The organism is Pseudomonas frederiksbergensis (genome assembly GCF_003732665.1).
GTDB classification, from domain to species: Bacteria; Pseudomonadota; Gammaproteobacteria; order Pseudomonadales; family Pseudomonadaceae; genus Aquipseudomonas; species Aquipseudomonas frederiksbergensis_G.
Map to the genome: position 1 here is coordinate 634640 of NZ_MOBP01000006.1, position 20248 is coordinate 654887.

Sequence of the window (20248 nt, forward strand, 5' to 3'; positions counted from 1 at the left end):
GGAGCTGCCGAAGGCTGCGATCTTTTTCAGACGCCGCCGTCCCCGGCCAACTCCCGCAAGCTTCCGAGCAGCACCTCAATCTCTTCTTCGGTATTCAAATAACTCACGGCAATCCGCGCAATGCTCTCCAGCCCTCTGGCCTGCATATCCAGCGGCGTATACGCCACGCCATTGGCGCCGATATTAATGCCGCTTTGTGCCAGCCTCAGCTTCAACTCGACACTGCCCCAGCCCCTGAGCGTGAACGCGATCAACCCGGATTGATGGTCTGCCGGGCCGAGGGTGTGCAGTGTCAGGCCGGGAATCGTTTTGAGCCGTTCGCGCACATACCGGCTCAGCGAGTCGATCCGTTTACGAATGACTGACAGGCCCAACCCATTGCATTCCTCAAGTGCATTCGCCAATCCGGCCAGCAACGCCACGGACACTTCGCTGGTTTCAAAACGCCGGGCATCGTTGCGCAGTGCAAAACCTTCGCCGTCCCACGGTGCCGACAGCACATCCAGTTGTGTAGGCTCAAGCCGCTGCATAAATGCCGGCCGTATATAAAGCAGCGCGGTCCCACGCGGCCCGCGCAGGAATTTGCGCCCGGCGCCCTTGAGCACGTCGCAGTTCAGTGCCTCCACATCACAGGGCAATTGCCCCAGGGCCTGGCCGGCGTCGATGAAATAGGGAATGCCATGCTGTCGCGCCACCGCGCCAATGGCCTCGGCGGGGTTGATCAGGCCACTGTTGGCGGGCAGCCAGGTCAGCGCGATCAGTTTCACCCTAGGATCGATCATTTGCTCAAGTGCCGTCACAGATACCGCGCCTGACTTGTCGCAAGGAATCACCTCCAGTTGCGCCCCGGCGCCGACGGCCCGGGCGATGCAGGCCAGATTGCCGCCCCATTCGTGGCGGCCGATCAGAATCCGGTCACCGCTTTGCCACGGTCCCAGCGCATTGAACGCCATGCCCCAGGCCGCCGAGCCACTGCTGGCGAAGGCCATGGCCTCGGGCACGGTGTTGAGCAGGGCGGCCGCCGCTGCCCGGGCGCGGGCCTGGATGTTTTGATCGGCGGCCTCCATCGGACCGCCGAGGGCTTCGCGTTGCAGTTGACCAAGGATGGCGTCGAGGGTCGCCTGACTGGGCAACGAGGCACCTGCGTGGTTGAAGTGAATCACGCTGGCGCAACCCGGGGTGGCCCCCCGCAAACGTTCCACTTCGGCGAGGTTCATGGTTTTAGCTCGAAGATCGCGTCGACCTCAACCGCCACGCCGGCGGGCAGGCTGGACACACCGACCGCCGTGCGGACGTGTTTACCTTTTTCGCCGAGGGCGTTGACCAGCAGGTTGGACGCACCGTTGGCCACCGCGCTTTGGTTCTTGAAATCACCGGCGCTGGCGATGAACACGCCGAGGCGGATGATGCGCACCAGTTTGCTCAGGTCGTCGCCCAATACGTTGCTGAGTTGTGACAACAGCCCGAGGGTGGCAAGTTGGGCAGCGCTGGCCCCTTCTTCGTCGCTGATCGATTCACCCAAGCGCCCTATAAACGCTGGCTTGCCGTCGAGCAACGGGATCTGCCCGGAAATGAACAACTGGTTCTGGCTGACCACATGATTGACGTAGTTGGCGGCCGGCTGGCTCGGGGTTGGCAGGGCCAGTCCCAGTTGCTGAACACGTTGGATGAGAGAGTCGGTCATGTTGAATCCTCCTGAATGAAGGCTCAGCATGTTGGCGCGGCGTGGGCGCGACAAACGGATAGATTTAATCCGATGTATTCAAATAACTCATGCGTCGGCGATTTCTTCCAGCCATTGGGCGAAGGATTCGGCGGCGTGGCTCGGCGGGCGATTCGGAGTGACCAGCCAATAGCCGATTTCGTTGGTGAACGGCGGGGTGTCGAAGGCGGTGACCAGTGCACCTTCCTTGAGCCGGCGCTCGATCAAGTGCTGGCGACCCATGGCAATGCCCTGGCCTCCCACGGCGGCTTCGACCACGATGTTGTAATCGTGGAGCATGACGCTGGGATAGTGAGTGATATCGACGGCGTTGTGCGTGCTCCAGTCGATCCATTCGAACGGCTGGTAGGACTTGGCCATCAGCAGCGGGCCATTTTCCACACCTTGGGCCTTGAACGCCGGGCTGCACACGGGCGTGAGGGTTTCACCCATGAAGCGACGGGCCACAACCTTGGGCCAGCCACCCTTGCCGTAACGGATGGCGAGGTCCACTTCGCCGCCATTGACGTCAGCCAGTTGCACCGAAGGCAGCAGTTCCACATGAATGTGTGGGTGCCGAGCATTGAAACCGGCCAGTCGCGGTGCCAGCCATAACGTGGCGAATGAGGCGAGCAGGCCGATGCGCAGGGTGGTTTCCTGTTGCTCATCGCTGCGCAGCTCACGGGTGGCGGAGGCGATGGATTCCAGGGCAGGTTGAATTCGGCGGTAGTACGTTTCGCCTGCGGGGGTCAGATCAATGGCCCGAGTTCGACGGATAAACAGCCGCTGATTGAGGAACTGCTCAAGTTTCTGCACCTGATGGCTTATCGCACTTTGGGTCACCGACAGCTCATCGGCTGCCTTGATAAAACTCAAATGCCGAGCCACGGCCTCAAAGGCGCGCAGGGCCATCAAGGGCGGCAGATCCTGATGCAATTCCACGGTGGAGTCCTTTGGGGTGGTCGCGATGCGCCGATTGTGCGGTGAAAATCCGCTGGAGCACATATTTTGTTAAGGCCTGGTTGCGCCGGTGGCTGGTCAGCGCGGGCGCCAGACCGCATTATTGCGGCAATCCCGACTGAACGTCCTTTTCCAGCGATGCACTGAACGCCATGAGCCAAGACGACAAACTGATCGACCTTAATGCCGAACGCGCCAAGCGGGTTCACGACCTCAACGACAAGCGCCTGAACGAAGTGCGCCAGGCCTTCGAACAGGCCATGCCGTTGGGTAAAGCGAAGAAAAAGCCGAAAAACAAACCGAAAAAGCGTTGATACCCCCTGCATCGATTGATGCAGGTCAGTTATTTCCCCTCCTTTACGCCCAGTCTCGGGCGACATTGATCCCGGTCAATTTTCTCTCCTGCCTGATTGGTTAACTTAGCCCCATCGCAACAGGGCAAGTGCAGGAGGCCAGTCATGTTTTTCGACAACGTGGTGATCGCCGGAGTGCTGACAGTCGGCCTCATGGTTCTGTTTTTTGCAGGGTTTGGATATTTCATCTGGAAGGATTCGCATAAGCGCAAACCGTAGGTCTTTCCAGAGCAATGAGCACGCAAGGCATTTTGGGCAACTTCGGTTGCCCTTTTTTTTGTCCACGATTTAAAGACAGCACACCAAAACCCTGTGGGAGCGGGCTTGCTCGCGAAGGCGGTGTGTCAGTCGATATCCATGTTGCCTGACACTCCGCCTTCGCGAGCAAGCCCGCTCCCACAGGGGAATTGCCGTGTTTGGGGGAAAGTGGGAGGCATGAAAAAGGCGCGAACCTTACGGAACGCGCCTTTTTCGTTGCAGCGACGGATCAGCTACCCAGTGCCTTCGACGCCAGCCAGAACAGGCCGGCCGACAGGCCTACGGTGGCCGGCAGGGTCAGGACCCAGGCCAGCAGGATGGTCTTGACGGTGCCACCTTGCAGGCCGCTTTTGTTGGCGACCATGGTGCCGGCCACGCCCGAGGACAGGACGTGGGTGGTGGACACCGGCAGGCTGAAGATGTTGGCCAGCCCGATCATGCAGGCGGTGGTGATCTGCGCCGACATGCCCTGAGCGTAGGTCATGCCTTGCTTGCCGATCTTCTCGCCGATGGTCAGCACTACGCGTTTCCAGCCGACCATGGTGCCCAGGCCCAGGGCCAGAGCAACTGCCAGAATCACCCAGAACGGCGCGTATTCGGTGGTGGTGGTCAGGTCTTTGCGCAGTTTGTCCAGGTCAGCCTTTTCACGGGCGGCCAGGGTTGGCAACTTGCTGACTTTCTTCGCCGTGTCATCCAGGCAGAGCAGGTAGCGACGCACTTCGATGCGGCTTTCGGCCGTCAGCGAGTGGTAATCGGCTACACCCTTGAGGGTATCGAGCAGGGCGCTGATGGTCGGTTCGGTCTGTTGCGGGTTGCAACGGAATTTCTCCGGCAGATCGCCTTCCACGCTTTTGCCCAGGGCCAGGAACTCACCCAGGGTGTCGGCGTTGCGCTTGTAGAACTGGCTCAAGTGCAAGGTCGCATCGCGGGTACGTTCGATCTGGTAAGTGGTGCTGCTCAGGTCGAGCACGAACTGCGCCGGCACGATACCGATCAACACCAGCATGATCAGGCCGATGCCTTTCTGGCCATCGTTGGAACCGTGCACGAAGCTCACGGCCATGGCCGAAATCACCAGTACAAGGCGGTTCCAGAACGGCGGGTGCTTCTTGTCGTCGAGCTTGCGGCGCTGGTCCGGCGTCTTGTGCATCTTCGACAGCGGGCGCCACCATTTAAGGCCAAGCAACACCAGTGCGGCGACAATAAAGCCTGCCATCGGCGAGAACACCAGGGACGCGCCGATATCGATCGCCTTCTGCCAGTTCACGCCATCGGCCAACGGAATGTCGTTGATCAAGGCGTTGGCCAGGCCGACACCGAGGATCGAACCGATCAGCGTGTGGGAGCTGGAGGCGGGGATACCGAAGTACCAGGTGCCCAGGTTCCAGGTAATGGCGGCGGCGAGCAACGAGAACACCATGGCCAGTCCGTGTCCGGTGTTCACATTGATCAGCAGCTCTACCGGCAGCAAGTGGACGATGGCATACGCCACGCCCACACCGCCCAGCAGCACGCCAAGGAAGTTGAACACACCGGAAAAGAACACCGCCAGGTGAGGCGGCATGGCTTTGGTGTAGATAACAGTGGCCACCGCGTTTGCAGTGTCATGAAAGCCGTTGATGAACTCGAAGGCGAGGACAAAGGCCAGGGCGAGCAAGAGGCTCACAAGCACCCAAGCATCCAGTCCGCTGAATAAATCGATCATGAAGGTTTTCTGACCCGGTCGTAAGGGGGCGCGATTATGCCAGAAAAGACTGGAAATCGATGCACTAGCTGCTCATCGGTAACATTCTTCAACGAATTAGTTTGTAGCAAAGCCCTAAGCCCCAGGTTTTTACTGGGTTTTGCAACTCGTTGATTTTATTTGAAAAGCTAGCAGCCACACGGGTTTCGCTCGAAGGCGCGAGGGGCGCAAAAGGTTGTATGAAATATCTGAGAAGAGGGTCGGACATGCGCCATTTGCCTCATCCGGTGGGTGAGGTGGCCGCTGCCCGCTTGTAGCGGGCGCGAAAGGCATGGTCGATACACCGCGCTTTTAGCGGATGCAGACGCAGACCCTTGAAGGGTTCAGGCCGGGCCGGTCAAGGCTCTTCGGCTTTGAGTTCCTTTTCCATCTTCTGCAGTTCCTGGGTGAAGGCCTGATCCTGAACGGTGGCGCGTTTACGCCAGGGCTTGCGTTCCGGTTCGGGCTGGGCGGCGTAGGTGGTGACTTCCCCGCCGTAAACTTCCTTGTAACGTTGTTCCTGGCGCTCAAGTTCCGCGCGCAGTTCGTCTTTCGTCACAGTGCTACCTGATTGAGTTGAGATAAATTCTGGTGAATCGCACTGCATCGAGTTAATTGACCACGTTCGTCGAAAGGACAATACCTGAAGGGGCATCGGCTTTTTAACGACCTAATGATCAACAGTTCCATGTTGCAGGCGGCCACGGCACCAGATAAATACAGCTGACGTAGCTTCAGTATCCTGTTTCAGCCAGCGCGTTGGCGGTGCATATCAAATGAACGTCAGGCGCTTGCTGCGGGCGGCGGCGATGGGACATCGCGCTCCGGGTGGCGTAATCGGCAAGTAAGAAACCGGGGGCCACTGAGGTGCATTATAGCCGTCGATTCGAAGAACACTATCACCCGAGAGTTAAAAGTGCTGCCTGATGTGTGATGATTTTGTTACTCGTAACTTTTAGCGGTAATAAGGGTACGACTTTTCAGCGACCTGTTTCTGACGCCAACAAGTCGGGCAAGTTCGGTTCATTACTTCAGCCCTTTAAGTCTGCAACGGTTCAAGAGTAAGAATATTTAACAGCACGCCTGCGACAGGCAGGCGATTGCGATTATCGGTCGACGGTTCGATAATCGCCCAATCTTGCTGCCTGCCGCTTGTGCATCAACCGGGAGCCGCTTGTAATAGCCATTGATCCGTGTAGGAAAAGGACCTGATATGAACGATCAACTGCGCAACTCCTTCGCTTCAGTGGCGCCGCCGATCGTGGCCTCGCCGGCCAAGCGTATCCAGGCCATGACCGGTGACCCGGACTTCATGACGTCCCTGGCTCGTGGCCTGGCGGTGGTGCAAGCGTTCCAGGAGCGCAAGCGCCACCTGACCATCGCCCAGATCAGCCACCGCACGGAAATTCCCCGCGCTGCGGTGCGACGTTGCCTGCATACCCTGATCAAACTCGGCTACGCCACCACGGACGGTCGCACCTATTCGCTGCTGCCCAAAGTCCTGACCCTGGGCCATGCCTACGTGTCTTCGACGCCGCTGGCGGTTTCTGCCCAGCCGTATCTGGACCGCATGAGCGAGCAACTGCACGAGGCGTGCAACATGGCGACCCTGGAAGGTGATGACATTCTGTACATCGCCCGCTCGGCAACCACTCAGCGCCTGATTTCCGTGGACTTGTCGGTCGGTGGGCGTTTGCCGGCCTATTGCACGTCCATGGGCCGGATTCTGCTCGCGGCCCTGGACGACACGACCCTGGGCGAATACCTCGATCACGCGGAGTTTCAAGCCAAGACCAGCCGCACCCTGCACACCCCCGAGGCCTTGCTCGAATGCCTGCAAGAGGTGCGTCAGCAAGGTTGGTGCATCGTCGATCAGGAACTGGAACAAGGCCTGCGCTCGATTGCGGTTCCGGTGTATGACGCGTCCGGCCAGGTGGTGGCGGCGCTGAATGTCAGTACCCATGCCGGGCGGGTCAGCCGCAACGAGCTGGAGCAAAGGTTCTTGCCGGGTTTGTTGAGTGCCAGCCGCGATCTGAGCGCGCAGCTCTTTGCCTAAGCTGTTCGATAAACGCACAGAGTTGCGTTTATCGAATTGACGCTGTTTCCCTCGGATCATTAATGTCGCGGCAGCGTCATCCGGCGCGGTCGACCTCGGTCACGCCGGACGATGACCCCCCATAATAATGAGAAGAGGCCACGCGTTCGTTGCGTGGAATAAAAATAATGAACCAGCCTCAGTCCGCTGTTGGTAACTGCCTCGACGTGCAGTCCTTTATCAATGCCCAACCCATCTCGCGCTACCAGTGGCGAGTGGTGATCCTGTGTTTCCTGATTGTCTTCCTCGATGGCCTCGACACCGCGGCCATGGGCTTCATCGCGCCGGCTCTGTCCCAGGACTGGGGCATCGACCGCGCCAGTCTCGGCCCGGTGATGAGTGCCGCGCTGATCGGCATGGTCTTCGGCGCACTGGGTTCCGGACCATTGGCTGACCGCTTCGGGCGAAAAATCGTACTGGTGGGCGCGGTATTTCTGTTCGGCATTTTCAGCCTGGCCTCGGCCTACAGCAGCAATGTCGATCAATTGCTGGTGCTGCGTTTCCTCACCGGCCTGGGCCTGGGCGCCGGCATGCCCAACGCCACCACGCTGCTGTCGGAATACACCCCTGAGCGCAAGAAATCCCTGCTGGTGACCAGCATGTTCTGCGGCTTCAACCTCGGCATGGCGGGGGGCGGGTTTATCTCGGCCAAGTTGATCCCGGCATTCGGCTGGCACAGCCTGTTGTTGATCGGTGGAATTTTGCCGCTGATCCTTGCCGTCGTGCTGTTGTTCTGGCTGCCGGAATCGGCGCGCTACCTTGTCGTGCGTAACCGCGGCACCGACAAAGTGCGCAAGACCCTGGCGCCGATTGACCCCGTGGTGGTTGCCCAGGCCTCGAGTTTCAGTGTGCCGGAACAGAAAACCGTGAAAGCACGCAATGTGTTCGCGGTGATTTTCTCCGGCACCTACAGCACCGGCACCTTGCTGCTGTGGCTGACCTACTTCATGGGCCTGGTGATCGTTTACCTGCTGACCAGTTGGTTGCCGACACTGATGCGCGACAGCGGCGCGAGCATGGAGCAGGCGGCGTTTATTGGCGCGTTGTTCCAGTTCGGCGGGGTGCTGAGCGCCGTTGGCGTGGGCTGGGCGATGGACCGGTTCAATCCGCACAAGGTGATCGGCACTTTTTACCTGCTGGCCGGGGTGTTTGCCTACGCGGTGGGGCAGAGCCTGGGGCATATCACGGTGTTGGCGACGTTGGTGCTGGTGGCCGGGATGTGCGTCAACGGCGCGCAATCGGCGATGCCTTCCCTGGCGGCGCGGTTTTACCCGACCCAGGGCCGGGCGACCGGGGTGTCGTGGATGCTCGGGATCGGCCGCTTCGGCGCGATCCTCGGGGCGTGGATGGGTGCAACGTTGTTGGGCCTGGGCTGGAATTTCGAACAGGTGCTGACGGCGCTGGTGATCCCGGCGGCATTGGCGACCACGGCGGTGGTGATCAAGGGCATGGTCAGTCATGCGGATGCGACCTGAGGGCAGGATCCAAAAGGGGCGTTGACGGTTAGGGCCTCTTCGCGGGCAAGCCTCGCTCCTACAGGGAAATGCACATCCCTGTAGGAGCGAGGCTTGCCCGCGAAGCTTTTAAGGATCGATAGCCAGACAACAATCTGTTCGATAAACGAACACTCAGTCGATTATCGGATTGTTTGGCGATTTTGAGCGGCTTACTCTTCAGTGACTCCGGCGCTGAACCTCGCGCCTTTTTCTTCCACTGTCGATCCACACCAAACGGAGCCTGCCCCATGGCTGAAATCCTTTCGCTGCACGATGCGGTGAAGCAATTCGTCAACGACGGCGATACCGTCGCGCTCGAAGGCTTCACTCACCTGATTCCGACGGCGGCGGGTCATGAAATCATTCGCCAGGGCAAGAAAGATCTGACGCTGGTACGGATGACACCTGACCTGATCTACGACCAGTTGATCGGCGCCGGGTGTGCCCGCAAGCTGATCTTCTCCTGGGGCGGCAACCCTGGCGTGGGCTCGCTGCACCGTTTGCGTGATGCCGTCGAGAAGCAGTGGCCGCACCCGCTGGAAATCGAAGAACACAGCCACGCTGACCTGGCCAATGCCTACGTCGCTGGCGCCTCCGGCCTACCGTTCGCCGTGTTGCGGGCCTACGCCGGTTCCGACCTGCCGAAGGTCAACCCGCTGATCAAAACCGTGACCTGCCCGTTCACCGGCGAAGTGCTGGCCGCCGTGCCTTCGGTGCGGCCGGACGTCACCGTGATTCACGCGCAGAAAGCCGACCGCAAAGGCAACGTGCTGCTGTGGGGCATCCTCGGGGTGCAGAAAGAAGCAGCGCTGGCGGCCAAGCGTTGCATCGTTACCGTCGAGGAAATCGTCGACGACCTCAACGCGCCAATGAATTCCTGCGTGCTGCCAACCTGGGCCTTGAGCGCGGTTTGCCACGTCCCTGGCGGCGCGCATCCGTCCTACGCCCACGGTTACAACGAGCGCGATAACCGCTTCTACCAGGCCTGGGACCCGATTGCCCGGGACCGCGACACCTTCACCGCGTGGATCAACGAGTACATCCACGGCTGCGCTGACTTCAGCGAGTTCCAGGCCAAGCTGGCCGCTGCTTCGGAGGCCAAGTAATGACCTACACCACCAATGAAATGATGACCGTCGCCGCCGCCCGCCGTTTGAAGAACGGTTCGGTGTGCTTCGTCGGCATCGGCCTGCCGTCGAAAGCGGCCAACCTGGCGCGGCTGACTTCCTCGCCGGATGTCGTCCTTATCTACGAATCGGGTCCGATCGGTGCCAAGCCAAGCGTACTGCCATTGTCGATCGGCGACGGTGAGCTGGCGGAAACCGCCGACACGGTGGTGCCGACCGGTGAGATTTTTCGCTATTGGTTGCAGGGCGGACGCATCGACGTCGGTTTTCTCGGTGCGGCGCAGGTTGACCGCTTCGGCAATATCAACACCACGGTCGTCGGCGATTATCACCAGCCGAAAGTCCGCCTGCCGGGTGCCGGTGGCGCGCCGGAAATTGCCGGTTCGGCCAAGAGCGTGCTGATCATCCTTAAACAGTCGGCGCGTTCGTTTGTCGACAAACTCGACTTCATTACCTCGGTCGGCCACGGCGAGGGCGGCGATTCGCGCAAGCGTCTGGGCCTGCCCGGCGCCGGGCCGGTGGGCATCATTACCGACCTGTGCATCATGGAGCCGGAAGCTGAAACCCATGAATTCGTGGTCACCGCGCTGCACCCAGGCGTGACCCGGGAACAAGTCACGGCGGCCACCGGTTGGGCGATTCGATTTGCCGAGCACGTTGAAAACACCGCCGAGCCCACCGAGACTGAACTCAAAGCGCTTAGGGACCTGGAAGCCCGCACCGCTGCGGCCCACGGCCAAGCACCCGGAGAAGCCTGATGCGTGACGTTTATATCTGCGATGCGATTCGCACCCCCATCGGCCGGTTCGGCGGTGGCTTGTCGGCGGTTCGTGCCGACGACCTGGCCGCCGTGCCGATCAAGGCGCTGATGGACCGCAACCCCTCGGTGGACTGGAGCGCGGTGGACGAGGTGTTTCTGGGCTGCGCCAACCAGGCCGGCGAAGACAACCGCAACGTGGCGCGCATGGCGCTGTTGCTGGCAGGGCTGCCGGAAAGCATTCCCGGCGTCACCCTCAATCGCCTCTGCGCTTCGGGCATGGACGCCATTGGCACCGCGTTCCGCGCCATTGCCAGCGGCGAGATGGAACTGGCGATTGCTGGCGGCGTCGAGTCGATGTCCCGCGCACCCTTCGTGATGGGCAAGGCCGACGCGGCGTTCTCGCGCAACATGAAGCTGGAAGACACCACCATCGGTTGGCGCTTTATCAACCCGTTGATGAAAGCCCAATACGGCGTCGATGCGATGCCGCAAACCGCCGATAACGTGGCCGACGATTACGAAGTATCCCGGGAGGATCAGGACGCGTTCGCCCTGCGCAGCCAACAGCGCACCGCCGCCGCTCAGGCTGCAGGATTTTTCGCCGAAGAAATCGTTGAAGTGCGGATTGCCCACAAGAAAGGGGAAGCGGTCGTCACCCAGGACGAGCATCCTCGTGCCGATACCACCCTGGAAACACTGGCCAAACTCAAGCCAGTCAACGGCCCGGACAAAACCGTCACCGCCGGCAATGCCTCGGGCGTGAACGACGGCGCTGCGGCGATGATCCTGGCGTCTGCTGAAGCGGTGAAAAAACATGGTCTGACCGCCCGGGCCAAAGTGCTCGGCATGGCCAGCGCCGGGGTTGCCCCTCGCATCATGGGCATTGGCCCGGTGCCGGCGGTACGCAAACTCACCGAGCGCCTGGGCCTGGCCGTCAGCGATTTCGACGTGATCGAACTCAACGAAGCTTTCGCCAGCCAAGGCTTGGCGGTGCTGCGTGAACTGGGGCTGGCGGACGACGCGGCTCAGGTCAACCCGAACGGCGGCGCCATTGCCTTGGGCCATCCGTTGGGTATGAGCGGCGCGCGGCTGGTCCTGACCGCGTTGCATCAACTGGAAAAGACCGGTGGCAAGAAAGGTCTGGCGACCATGTGTGTCGGCGTCGGCCAGGGTCTGGCGTTGGCGATTGAACGCGTCTGAGCGCCGCCGACTAATAAGAACAGAGGAAAAGCGAAATGACTGACAAGCCTGGTTACCGTCGTCCGAAGGAAGGCACTCAGCCGGAATATCTGCACCCGACCTATCAATCCACCAACAAGCGTTCGCCGTCCAAGCCACTGGTGTTTTTGCCCCATTCGCTGTCGGAAATCACCGGGCCGACCATTGGTGCCGAGCGCATCAACGAACGCGATAACGACCTGACCGCCCAGCACAAGGGCGAGCCACTGGGCGAGCGCATCATCATTCACGGCCGCGTGCTCGATGAAGACGGTTTGCCAGTGCCGGGAATACTGGTGGAGATCTGGCAGGCCAACGCCGCCGGCCGTTACAACCACGCCCGGGACCTGCACGACGCGCCGCTGGACCCGAACTTCACCGGCACCGGCCGCACCGTGACCGACGCCGATGGCTGGTATCAATTCCAGACCATCAAGCCCGGCGCTTACCCGTGGGGCAACCACCACAACGCCTGGCGCCCGGCGCACATCCATTTCTCGTTGTTCGGGCCGAGCATCCTGACGCGGCTGGTGACCCAGATGTATTTCCCGGGTGATCCGCTGCTGGCCTATGACCCGATCTACAACTGCGTGCCAGACACCAGCGCCAAAGAGCGTTTGATCGCCACGTTCGATCTGGAAAAAACCATCCCTTCCTATGCCCTCGGTTACCGCTGGGACATCGTCTTGCGCGGCCGCGACGCCACGCCGATGGAGAAATAAGATGACGCTGAACGCGACCACGTCCCACACCGTCGGGCCGTATTACCACATCGGCCTGACCTGGCTGAACCGCGAAGACCTGACTGTCGAACAAACCCTGGGCCAGCGCGTGGCGATCACCGGGCAAGTCATCGATGGCAATGGCGATGTGGTGAACGACGCCATGCTGGAAGTCTGGCAGGCCAACGCCGCCGGCAAGTACGACCACCCGGAAGACGACCAGGACAAACCCCTGGACCCGCACTTCGAAGGCTTTGGCCGGGTGCCGGTGGACGGGGATGGGCGGTTTCGCTTTACCACGATCAAACCCGGCACAGTCGAAGGCCTGAACGGCACGACCCAGGCGCCGCACTTGGTGGTATTGGTGTTCGCGCGGGGGTTGGTGAAGCACCTGTTGACGCGGATTTACTTTGATGGCGAGCCGGCGAATGTGGCGGATCCGTTGCTGGAGTGCGTGCCGGCGGAGCGCCGCAGTACGTTGCTGGCGAAGCAGGATGCGTCGGGTGTTTATCAGTGGAATGTGATTTTGCAGGGCACCGATGCCGAGACGGTGTTCTTCGATTACTAAGTAACGCTATCCAACTGTGGGAGCGAGCCTGCTCGCGAAGGCGTCGTATCAGTCACCATCAATGTTGCCTGTGCCGACGCTTTCGCGAGCAGGCTCGCTCCCACAGGGCCTATGTTGCGTTCAGCTAATGTAACTGTGGAACAGGACTGTTGCGAAGTGTGTCTAGACTCTCACTGTCCCCATTGAGTGAAAAACAATGACAACGACTACTGTTTCAACAGAGCACTACACCGGGGAAGAGCGCAGCAAGCGCATCTTCGCCATTGTCGGCGCCTCGTCCGGCAACCTGGTCGAATGGTTCGACTTTTATGTGTACGCCTTTTGCGCCATCTATTTCGCGCCTGCGTTTTTCCCGTCCGACAACCCCACGGTGCAGTTGGTTAATACGGCCGGCGTGTTCGCTGCCGGGTTCCTGATGCGGCCCATCGGGGGCTGGATTTTCGGTCGACTAGCGGACAAGAAGGGCCGCAAGACGTCAATGATGATTTCAGTGCTGATGATGTGCTTCGGCTCGCTGCTCATCGCCTGCCTGCCGACCTACGCCAGCATCGGCGTCTGGGCACCGCTCCTGCTGTTGTTCGCCCGTTTGCTCCAGGGCTTGTCGGTGGGCGGCGAGTACGGCACCACCGCGACCTACATGAGCGAAGTCGCGCTCAAGGGCCAGCGCGGGTTCTTCGCCTCGTTCCAGTACGTGACACTCATTGGCGGGCAACTGTTGGCGGTGTTGCTGGTGGTGATCCTGCAGCAGTTCCTCTCTGAAGATGAGTTGCGCGCCTATGGCTGGCGGATCCCGTTTGTGGTCGGTGCGCTGGCGGCGTTGATTTCGCTGTTCCTGCGTCGTTCGCTGAAAGAAACCGCCAGCAAGGAGATGCGTGAAAACAAGGACGCCGGCAGTATTCGTGCGTTGTTCCGCGACCATAAAGCAGCATTCATCACCGTGCTCGGCTACACCGCCGGCGGCTCGCTGATTTTCTACACCTTCACCACCTACATGCAGAAATATCTGGTGAACACCGCCGGTATGCACGCCAAGACCGCCAGCTACATCATGACCGGCGCACTGTTCCTTTATATGTGCATGCAGCCGCTGTTCGGCATGCTCGCGGACAAGATCGGCCGGCGTAACTCGATGCTCTGGTTCGGTGCCCTCGGCACGCTGTTCACTGTGCCGATCCTGCTCAGCCTGAAAAGCGTCAGCAGTCCATTCCTGGCCTTTGTGCTGATTACCGTCGCGCTGGCCATCGTCAGTTTCTACACCTCGATCAGTGGCCTGGTAAAAGCCGAGATGTTCCCGCCGGAAGTGCGCGCATTGGGCGTCGGCCTGGCGTACGCGGTGGCGAATGCGATCTTCGGCGGTTCGGCGGAATACGTGGCCCTGAGCCTGAAAGCCGTGGGCATGGAAAACTCGTTCTACTGGTACGTCACGGTGATGATGGCGGTGGCGTTCCTGTTCAGTCTGCGCCTGCCCAAACAAGCGAAGTATTTGCACCACGACCTTTGATCCATATGCGTGGGCCTGTTCGGCCCACGCTTCCAAGGACTTTTTATGAACCAGCGACCGAACAATCAATTGTTCGATGCCTATTTCACTGCCCGCGATATGCGTGAGGTGTTCTGCGATCAGGGCCGGGTCCAGGCCATGCTCGACTTCGAAGCAGCGCTGGCCCGGGCCGAAGCGCGGGTCGGGTTGATCCCGCAGACTGCCGTCGCGGCCATCGAAGCCGCGTGCCAGGCCGGACATTACGACTTTTTCGCCCTCGGCGAGGCAATTGCCACGGCGGGCAATTCGGCGATTCCACTGGTCAAGGCCTTGGGCAAACAGATCGCGGCGAAGGATGCCGAGGCCGAGCGTTATGTGCATTTGGGCGCCACCAGTCAGGACGTGATGGATTCCGGTCTGGTGCTGCAATTGCGCCAGGCTCTGGCGTTGATCGAAAGCGATCTGGCACGACTGGGGGAAATCCTCGCGACCCAGGCCTGGCGCTACGTCGCCACACCGCTGGCCGGGCGGACTTGGTTACAGCACGCGACGCCGGTCACCCTGGGTATGAAGATCGCTGGATGGCTCGGTGCCGTGACCCGCAGTCGTCAGCGCCTGCGCGAACTCAAGCCGCGTCTGCTGGTGCTGCAATTTGGCGGCGCTTCCGGGACTCTCGCGGCACTGGGTGATCAGGCCATGCCGATTGCACAGGCCCTGGCCGAAGAACTGAAATTGACGTTGCCGGAACAACCCTGGCACACCCAGCGTGATCGCCTGGTGGAATTCGGCGCGGTGCTCGGTCTGATCGCCGGCAGCCTCGGCAAATTCGGCCGCGACGTCAGCCTGCTGATGCAGACCGAAGCCGCCGAAGTGTTCGAGCCGGCGGCGCCGGGCAAGGGCGGCTCCTCGACCATGCCCCATAAGCGCAACCCCGTCGGTGCGGCAGTGTTGATCGGCGCGGCGGCCCGGGTGCCGGGGTTGCTCTCGACCCTGTTCAGCGCGATGCCGCAAGAACACGAGCGCAGCCTGGGCTTGTGGCATGCCGAGTGGGAAACCCTGCCGGAGATTTGTTGCCTGGTGTCCGGCAGCCTGCAACAAGCGCTGCTGCTGGCCGATGGCCTGGAAGTGGACGCGGTGCGCATGGCCCGCAACCTGGATCTGACTCAAGGCCTGGTGCTGGCGGAAGCGGTGAGCATCGTCCTGGCACAACGGGTCGGCCGCGATAGCGCCCATCATCTGCTGGAGCAATGCTGCAAGCGTGCGGTGGCGGAGCAACGTCATCTGCGCGAAGTCCTCGGCGATGAACCGCAAGTGACGGCACAACTCTCGGTCGCTGAACTCGATCGTCTGCTGGACCCTGCCCACTACCTCGGCCAGGCCCATACCTGGGTCGAGCGCGCCGTGGCTGAACATTTTGCGTTGACTGCCTGAAGGAGGCTGCCGTGGCATTCGTACAACTCGCCGAGGGCGAACTGCACTATCAAATTCAAGGGCCGCAACTCGATGGCCCGGAAGAGGCGCCGGTGCTGGTGTTGTCCAACTCGTTGGGCACTGACCTGCATATGTGGGACGCGCAGATTCCGGCGTTCACCGAGCATTTCCGGGTGCTGCGATTCGACACTCGCGGCCATGGTCAATCGTTGGTCACTCCGGGGCCGTACAGCATCGAGCAACTGGGCCACGACGTGCTGGCGCTGCTGGATGCGTTGCATATCGAGCGCGCGCATTTCTGTGGCCTGTCCATGGGCGGGTTGATCGGCCAGTGGCTGGGGATCAACGCCGGCCATCGACTGAACAAACTGATCGTGTGCAACACCGCGGCTAAAATCGGCGATCCGTCGGTATGGAACCCGCGAATCGAAACCGTGCTGCGGGACGGCCCGGCGGCGATGGTCGCGTTGCGAGATGCCTCGATTGCGCGCTGGTTTACCCCGGATTTTGCCGAGGCCAATCCGGCGGCGGCGAAGAAAATCACCGACATGCTCGCCGCCACTTCGCCTGAAGGTTATGCGGCCAATTGCGCCGCCGTGCGCGATGCCGATTTCCGTGATCAGTTGTCCTCGATCAAGGCGCCACTGCTGGTGATCGCCGGCACCGAAGACGCGGTGACACCGCCGTCCGGTGGGCACTTTATCCAGGCACACGTGCCGGGCGCCGAGTACGCCGAGTTCTACGCCGCGCACCTGTCCAACGTCCAGGCCGGCGCTGCGTTCAGCGAACGGGTACTGGGGTTTTTGTCGAAGCATTAAGGGGAAATTTGTGGACGAGAAACAACGTTATGACGAGGGCCTGGAAGTGCGCCGCGCAGTACTCGGCGATGCCCACGTCGACCGCAGCCTGAACGCCCTGACCGAGTTCAACTCGGAGTTCCAGGAAATGATCACCCGCCACGCCTGGGGTGACATCTGGACCCGCCCGGGCCTGCCGCGCCACACCCGCAGCCTGATCACCATCGCCATGCTGATCGGCATGAACCGCAGCGAAGAACTCAAACTGCACCTGCGCGCCGCCGCCAACAACGGCGTGACCCGCGGCGAGATCAAGGAAGTGATCATGCAGAGCGCGATCTACTGCGGGATCCCGGCGGCGAATGCCACGTTCCACCTGGCGGAATCGGTGTGGGATGAGTTGGGGGTTGAGTCGCGGGGGTGAGTAGACCTCACCATCGGTCCCATCGGGTTTGCGGGTACTGAATATTCTGGCTATATTTGGCCAGAATATTGGAGGTGCTTATGATTACCGTGCCGTTGGGTGAAGCCAAAAACAACTTGTCGAAATTAGTCGATGATGCCGCCGCCGGGCAGATCATCACGATTGCCAAACATGGCCGGGCACTCGCCCGGCTGGTTCCTGTGGGTAAATCTTCCGGGCGGCGAATTGGCGCAATGAAAGGCAAATTAATTTTGCCTGATGACTTTGATGCGCCGTTGCCTGACGACCTGCTGGATGCGTTCGAAGGTGTTCACGAATGAGGGTGTTACTCGATACCCATATTTTGCTCTGGACCTTGAGTGATGATCCAAAACTGTCAGGTAAGGCCAGAAAGCTCATTGAAAATGCTGCCGAGGTCTACATCAGCGCCGCCACCTTTTGGGAAATGTCCATCAAGGTCGGACTTGGAAAGCTGAATGTTGACCTTGAGGAAATCCGCGGCTTTTGTCTTGAGAGCGGATTTATCGAGCTACCGGTTACTGCTGAACATGCGATTGCAGTGAAAGATCTGGAACACCATCATCGTGATCCTTTCGATCGCCTGCTTGTCGCCGCCGCTATGACTGAGCCCATGAAACTGCTCACTGCTGATCCATTGGTGGCCAAATACACATCGTTAGCCATTCTGGTTTGATTCCTTGAAAAGACCGCAGCCTTCGGCAGCGCCCACAAACACGTAGGCGCTGCCGAAGGCTGCGATCTTTTGATGTTTACACCGTCGCCACAATGAAAATCCGCTTGAACGGAAACAACGTGCGCCCGTCACGCTCCGGCGGGTAGTGCTGATGCACGCGCATCAGGTAGTGATAAATGAATCGCGCCTGTTCCTCAGCCTTCAATCCCATCATCACGGGGCGCAAGGCCGAGACCTTGACCCAGTCGTAGATCGGCGATTGGCCGTCCACCACCTGCAACTGTTCGGTTTCCCAGATATCCAGGGTTCGGGTGATCGGCGCGAGCAGTCGGTAGTAACTTTCCAGTGACAACAAAGGGCGTGCGGCCATCGAACGGCGTAGCGCTGGCGTTCCCAGTGGCGTGCCATCGAGGCCGGCATCGTCCAGGGTGTCGAGCATCAGTTGATACCACAAAGCATCCCGCCAGTCGGGCATGTGCACCGCCAGGCAACCGCCCGGATTCAGATGGTTAAGCAGGCTGGGCAGCAACCGTTCGTGATCGTCGATAAAGTGCAGCACGGCGGCGGCGAACAGCAGGTCTGCCGGTTGCTCCGGTTGCCAGTCCAGCAAATTGCAGTGTTTCCACAGCGCCTTGATGGGCAGGGCGCGGGCCTCGGCGAGCATTTGCTCGGAGCTGTCCACGCCCATCAACCGGGCACGGGGCCAGCGCTTGGCCAGCAATTGTGTGGCAATGCCGGTGCCGCAGCCCAGGTCATAAATGCGCTTGGGCCGTTTAAGCTCGATGCGGTCGAGCAGTTCGTTGACGGGGCGTTGCCTGAGGTTGGAAAACTGCTGGTACGCCTTGGCGTCCCAAGCGGTATCGCCGGGTTTGAGTCGGGTGATCATGAGGTGGTCCTCCGGTGATCAGCGGTGTCTTCCGATGACAGCCTGGCTCGAGTCTTGGGGACCAACATCAACAGATAACGGAAGTAGGGTGTATGGAAAATGCCTGAGTCCTGTCAGGTTTTTTCACTGTAATAGAAGGGCCGCGAAGTGCCACCCGGGCTGACGGGTGGCACTGAACCAGTGTGGGAGCGGGCTTGCTCGCGAAGGCGTCGTGTCAGTGGATATAGGTATTGCCTGACACGACGCCTTCGCGAGCAAGCCCGCTCCCACATTTGCACAGTGTTACAGCAGGCTGATCGGGTAACTGACGATCAAGCGGTTCTCATCAAACTCGTTGTTGCTGAAATCCCGGCGCATGGTCGAGTTGCGCCATCTGAAGTTCAAATCCTTGAGCGTGCCGCTCTGCACGGTGTAGACCAGTTCGCTCTCGCGGCCCCATTCCTTGCCGTTGGTGATGGCGCCGGTGTGTACGTTGTCGCCGCTGATGTAGCGGTTCATCAGGGTCAGGCCGGGGATGCCGAGGGCGACGAAGTTGTAGTCGTGGCGCAACTGCCAGGAGCGTTCCTGGGCGTTGTCGTAGCTGTTGTTGTAACTGTCGTTGGCCAGGGTCCCGCCGCTGGTGCCATTGACGCGCATCCAGGCGCTGTCGCCGGTGAGCTTTTGCAGGCCGACGTAGAAGGTGTTGCCGCCGTACTTGGCCGAGAACATGCCCGACCAGGTCTTGTTGTCCAACTCGCCGGCCCGGGCGCTGCCGTCATCTTTGCCGTAGAAGAAGCCGAGGTTGGCGCCGAGGGTCCAGTCGCCGATAGGCTGCGTGTGGATCAGGTTCACAAATTGTTGGCTGTAGATGTCCTTGAGTTCAGCATTCCACAGGCCGATCTGGGTGTGTTTGTCGTTGAACACATATTCGCCGCCCTGGAAATTGAAGCGGTCCGAGGTGAACGCCGCTTTGCCGACCATCGACATGTCGCTCATGCTGCTGTCGTCCCGTGGGCTGTTGGCGCGGAACTGGCCGCCGTAGAGCGTCAGGCCATCGATTTCCTTCGAGGTGATCTGCCCACCCCGGAAGGTTTGCGGCAGGGAGCGGCCGTCATCCGAACGCAGGATCGGCAGCACCGGCATCCACTCGCCGACCTTCACTTCGGTCTGGGACAACTTGGCCTTGAACGCCACGTTGGTGCGGCCAAAGTTGTCTGCCGGGCGCCCGTCGTGGTCCAGCGGCAGCAGTTGCGTACCCCCGGTGCCTTTGCCGCCGTCGAGTTTTACCGAGTACAACCCCAACACGTCCATGCCGAAACCGACCGTGCCCTGGGTGAAACCGGACTTGGCGTCGAGGATGAAGTTTTGCGTCCATTCCTCGGCCTTGCCCTGGGCCTTGGTCGGGTTGGTGAAGTTGCGGTTGATGTAGAAATTGCGCAGGTTCAGGTTGACCTTGGCCCCTTCGACAAAACCCTGCTCCTCGGCCACAGCGGGCAGGGCGCTGCCGGCCAGGGCGGCGGTGATCAGGCTGGGAAACAGGTACTGCGCGGTGCAAGGCTTCATGGGCTCGGGTCT

General features: G+C 60.5%; 22 protein-coding genes. 15 read left to right on the forward strand and 7 right to left on the reverse strand.

Annotation, left to right across the window (positions count from 1 at the left end; all coding sequences use genetic code 11):
• Window positions 1-26: 26 nt before the first annotated feature.
• From BK665_RS12980 to BK665_RS12990, 3 genes are all read right to left on the reverse strand, one after another.
• Window positions 27-1217: an aminotransferase class V-fold PLP-dependent enzyme gene (locus tag BK665_RS12980; RefSeq protein ID WP_123406017.1), complete on the reverse strand. Its 1191-nt coding sequence runs from the start codon at window positions 1215-1217 to the stop codon at window positions 27-29.
• Complete coding sequence (locus BK665_RS12985) at window positions 1214-1684, reverse strand: RidA family protein (RefSeq protein WP_123406019.1); 471 nt, start codon at window positions 1682-1684, stop codon at window positions 1214-1216. Before BK665_RS12985 ends, BK665_RS12980 begins: the two co-directional genes overlap by 4 nt.
• 87 nt (window positions 1685-1771) lie before the next feature.
• A complete protein-coding gene (locus BK665_RS12990) occupies window positions 1772-2644 on the reverse strand; it encodes a LysR substrate-binding domain-containing protein (RefSeq protein WP_123406022.1) in 873 nt (290 codons plus the stop codon).
• Between the two features lie 170 nt (window positions 2645-2814).
• Here BK665_RS12990 and BK665_RS34440 point away from each other — a divergent pair, with 170 nt between their 5' ends.
• Both BK665_RS34440 and ccoM read left to right on the forward strand, forming a co-directional pair.
• A complete protein-coding gene (locus BK665_RS34440) occupies window positions 2815-2976 on the forward strand; it encodes a hypothetical protein (RefSeq protein ID WP_008016476.1) in 162 nt (53 codons plus the stop codon).
• Window positions 2977-3120: 144 nt separating this feature from the next.
• Window positions 3121-3234 carry a cytochrome c oxidase subunit CcoM gene (ccoM, locus tag BK665_RS35160; protein WP_054046898.1) on the forward strand — a complete coding sequence of 38 codons (114 nt, stop codon included), beginning with the start codon at window positions 3121-3123 and terminating at the stop codon, window positions 3232-3234.
• Between the two features lie 268 nt (window positions 3235-3502).
• Here the strand turns inward: ccoM and BK665_RS13000 are convergent, their stop codons facing one another.
• Both BK665_RS13000 and BK665_RS13005 read right to left on the reverse strand, forming a co-directional pair.
• Window positions 3503-4978: an inorganic phosphate transporter gene (locus BK665_RS13000; RefSeq protein WP_123406024.1), complete on the reverse strand. Its 1476-nt coding sequence runs from the start codon at window positions 4976-4978 to the stop codon at window positions 3503-3505.
• A gap of 376 nt (window positions 4979-5354) precedes the next feature.
• Window positions 5355-5555: a hypothetical protein gene (locus BK665_RS13005; protein ID WP_007935837.1), complete on the reverse strand. Its 201-nt coding sequence runs from the start codon at window positions 5553-5555 to the stop codon at window positions 5355-5357.
• A 654-nt stretch (window positions 5556-6209) separates the two neighbouring features.
• Here BK665_RS13005 and pcaR point away from each other — a divergent pair.
• From pcaR to BK665_RS13085, 13 genes are all read left to right on the forward strand, one after another.
• Complete coding sequence (gene pcaR, locus BK665_RS13015; protein ID WP_054046895.1) at window positions 6210-7052, forward strand: pca regulon transcriptional regulator PcaR; 843 nt, start codon at window positions 6210-6212, stop codon at window positions 7050-7052.
• A 167-nt stretch (window positions 7053-7219) separates the two neighbouring features.
• Window positions 7220-8566 (forward strand): 4-hydroxybenzoate transporter PcaK, encoded by a 1347-nt coding sequence (gene pcaK / locus BK665_RS13020; RefSeq protein WP_123406028.1) that lies wholly within the window; start codon window positions 7220-7222, stop codon window positions 8564-8566.
• Between the two features lie 269 nt (window positions 8567-8835).
• Complete coding sequence (locus BK665_RS13030) at window positions 8836-9693, forward strand: CoA transferase subunit A (protein WP_123406032.1); 858 nt, start codon at window positions 8836-8838, stop codon at window positions 9691-9693.
• Window positions 9693-10472 carry a CoA-transferase subunit beta gene (locus tag BK665_RS13035; protein ID WP_123406034.1) on the forward strand — a complete coding sequence of 260 codons (780 nt, stop codon included), beginning with the start codon at window positions 9693-9695 and terminating at the stop codon, window positions 10470-10472. The genes BK665_RS13030 and BK665_RS13035 overlap by 1 nt, the downstream gene beginning before the upstream one ends.
• Window positions 10469-11674, forward strand: a complete 1206-nt coding sequence (gene pcaF, locus BK665_RS13040; protein ID WP_185076512.1) for a 3-oxoadipyl-CoA thiolase — start codon at window positions 10469-10471, stop codon at window positions 11672-11674. Before BK665_RS13035 ends, pcaF begins: the two co-directional genes overlap by 4 nt.
• Window positions 11675-11709: 35 nt before the next feature.
• Window positions 11710-12414: a protocatechuate 3,4-dioxygenase subunit beta gene (gene pcaH, locus BK665_RS13045; RefSeq protein ID WP_123406038.1), complete on the forward strand. Its 705-nt coding sequence runs from the start codon at window positions 11710-11712 to the stop codon at window positions 12412-12414.
• Window position 12415: 1 nt separating this feature from the next.
• Window positions 12416-12982, forward strand: a complete 567-nt coding sequence (gene pcaG, locus BK665_RS13050) for a protocatechuate 3,4-dioxygenase subunit alpha (RefSeq protein WP_123406041.1) — start codon at window positions 12416-12418, stop codon at window positions 12980-12982.
• A gap of 196 nt (window positions 12983-13178) precedes the next feature.
• A complete protein-coding gene (locus BK665_RS13060) occupies window positions 13179-14483 on the forward strand; it encodes an MFS family transporter (protein WP_123406043.1) in 1305 nt (434 codons plus the stop codon).
• Window positions 14484-14528: 45 nt separating this feature from the next.
• Window positions 14529-15893 (forward strand): 3-carboxy-cis,cis-muconate cycloisomerase, encoded by a 1365-nt coding sequence (locus tag BK665_RS13065; protein ID WP_123406045.1) that lies wholly within the window; start codon window positions 14529-14531, stop codon window positions 15891-15893.
• A gap of 11 nt (window positions 15894-15904) precedes the next feature.
• Complete coding sequence (pcaD, locus tag BK665_RS13070) at window positions 15905-16711, forward strand: 3-oxoadipate enol-lactonase (RefSeq protein WP_123406047.1); 807 nt, start codon at window positions 15905-15907, stop codon at window positions 16709-16711.
• A 10-nt stretch (window positions 16712-16721) separates the two neighbouring features.
• On the forward strand, window positions 16722-17114 hold the full coding sequence (gene pcaC, locus BK665_RS13075; RefSeq protein WP_123406049.1) for a 4-carboxymuconolactone decarboxylase: 393 nt from the start codon (window positions 16722-16724) through the stop codon (window positions 17112-17114).
• A gap of 80 nt (window positions 17115-17194) precedes the next feature.
• Window positions 17195-17434: a type II toxin-antitoxin system Phd/YefM family antitoxin gene (locus BK665_RS13080; protein WP_123406051.1), complete on the forward strand. Its 240-nt coding sequence runs from the start codon at window positions 17195-17197 to the stop codon at window positions 17432-17434.
• On the forward strand, window positions 17431-17808 hold the full coding sequence (locus tag BK665_RS13085; RefSeq protein ID WP_123406053.1) for a type II toxin-antitoxin system VapC family toxin: 378 nt from the start codon (window positions 17431-17433) through the stop codon (window positions 17806-17808). The genes BK665_RS13080 and BK665_RS13085 overlap by 4 nt, the downstream gene beginning before the upstream one ends.
• 76 nt (window positions 17809-17884) lie before the next feature.
• On the opposite strand, the gene BK665_RS13090 is transcribed toward BK665_RS13085, so the two are convergent.
• Window positions 17885-18694 carry a methyltransferase domain-containing protein gene (locus BK665_RS13090; RefSeq protein ID WP_123406054.1) on the reverse strand — a complete coding sequence of 270 codons (810 nt, stop codon included), beginning with the start codon at window positions 18692-18694 and terminating at the stop codon, window positions 17885-17887.
• A gap of 282 nt (window positions 18695-18976) precedes the next feature.
• A complete protein-coding gene (locus tag BK665_RS13095; RefSeq protein ID WP_123406056.1) occupies window positions 18977-20236 on the reverse strand; it encodes an OprD family porin in 1260 nt (419 codons plus the stop codon).
• Between the last annotated feature and the right edge of the window lie 12 nt (window positions 20237-20248).

Coding starts and splice junctions, on each gene's coding strand:
- BK665_RS12980 (WP_123406017.1), bottom strand. CDS start 1,217: ATGAACCTCGCCGAAGTGGAACGTTTGCGGGGGGCCACCCCGGGTTGC.
- BK665_RS12985 (WP_123406019.1), bottom strand. CDS start 1,684: ATGACCGACTCTCTCATCCAACGTGTTCAGCAACTGGGACTGGCCCTG.
- BK665_RS34440 (WP_008016476.1), top strand. CDS start 2,815: ATGAGCCAAGACGACAAACTGATCGACCTTAATGCCGAACGCGCCAAG.
- ccoM (WP_054046898.1), top strand. CDS start 3,121: ATGTTTTTCGACAACGTGGTGATCGCCGGAGTGCTGACAGTCGGCCTC.
- BK665_RS13000 (WP_123406024.1), bottom strand. CDS start 4,978: ATGATCGATTTATTCAGCGGACTGGATGCTTGGGTGCTTGTGAGCCTC.
- pcaR (WP_054046895.1), top strand. CDS start 6,210: ATGAACGATCAACTGCGCAACTCCTTCGCTTCAGTGGCGCCGCCGATC.
- pcaK (WP_123406028.1), top strand. CDS start 7,220: ATGAACCAGCCTCAGTCCGCTGTTGGTAACTGCCTCGACGTGCAGTCC.
- BK665_RS13030 (WP_123406032.1), top strand. CDS start 8,836: ATGGCTGAAATCCTTTCGCTGCACGATGCGGTGAAGCAATTCGTCAAC.
- BK665_RS13035 (WP_123406034.1), top strand. CDS start 9,693: ATGACCTACACCACCAATGAAATGATGACCGTCGCCGCCGCCCGCCGT.
- pcaH (WP_123406038.1), top strand. CDS start 11,710: ATGACTGACAAGCCTGGTTACCGTCGTCCGAAGGAAGGCACTCAGCCG.
- pcaG (WP_123406041.1), top strand. CDS start 12,416: ATGACGCTGAACGCGACCACGTCCCACACCGTCGGGCCGTATTACCAC.
- BK665_RS13060 (WP_123406043.1), top strand. CDS start 13,179: ATGACAACGACTACTGTTTCAACAGAGCACTACACCGGGGAAGAGCGC.
- BK665_RS13065 (WP_123406045.1), top strand. CDS start 14,529: ATGAACCAGCGACCGAACAATCAATTGTTCGATGCCTATTTCACTGCC.
- BK665_RS13080 (WP_123406051.1), top strand. CDS start 17,195: ATGATTACCGTGCCGTTGGGTGAAGCCAAAAACAACTTGTCGAAATTA.
- BK665_RS13085 (WP_123406053.1), top strand. CDS start 17,431: ATGAGGGTGTTACTCGATACCCATATTTTGCTCTGGACCTTGAGTGAT.
- BK665_RS13090 (WP_123406054.1), bottom strand. CDS start 18,694: ATGATCACCCGACTCAAACCCGGCGATACCGCTTGGGACGCCAAGGCG.
- BK665_RS13095 (WP_123406056.1), bottom strand. CDS start 20,236: ATGAAGCCTTGCACCGCGCAGTACCTGTTTCCCAGCCTGATCACCGCC.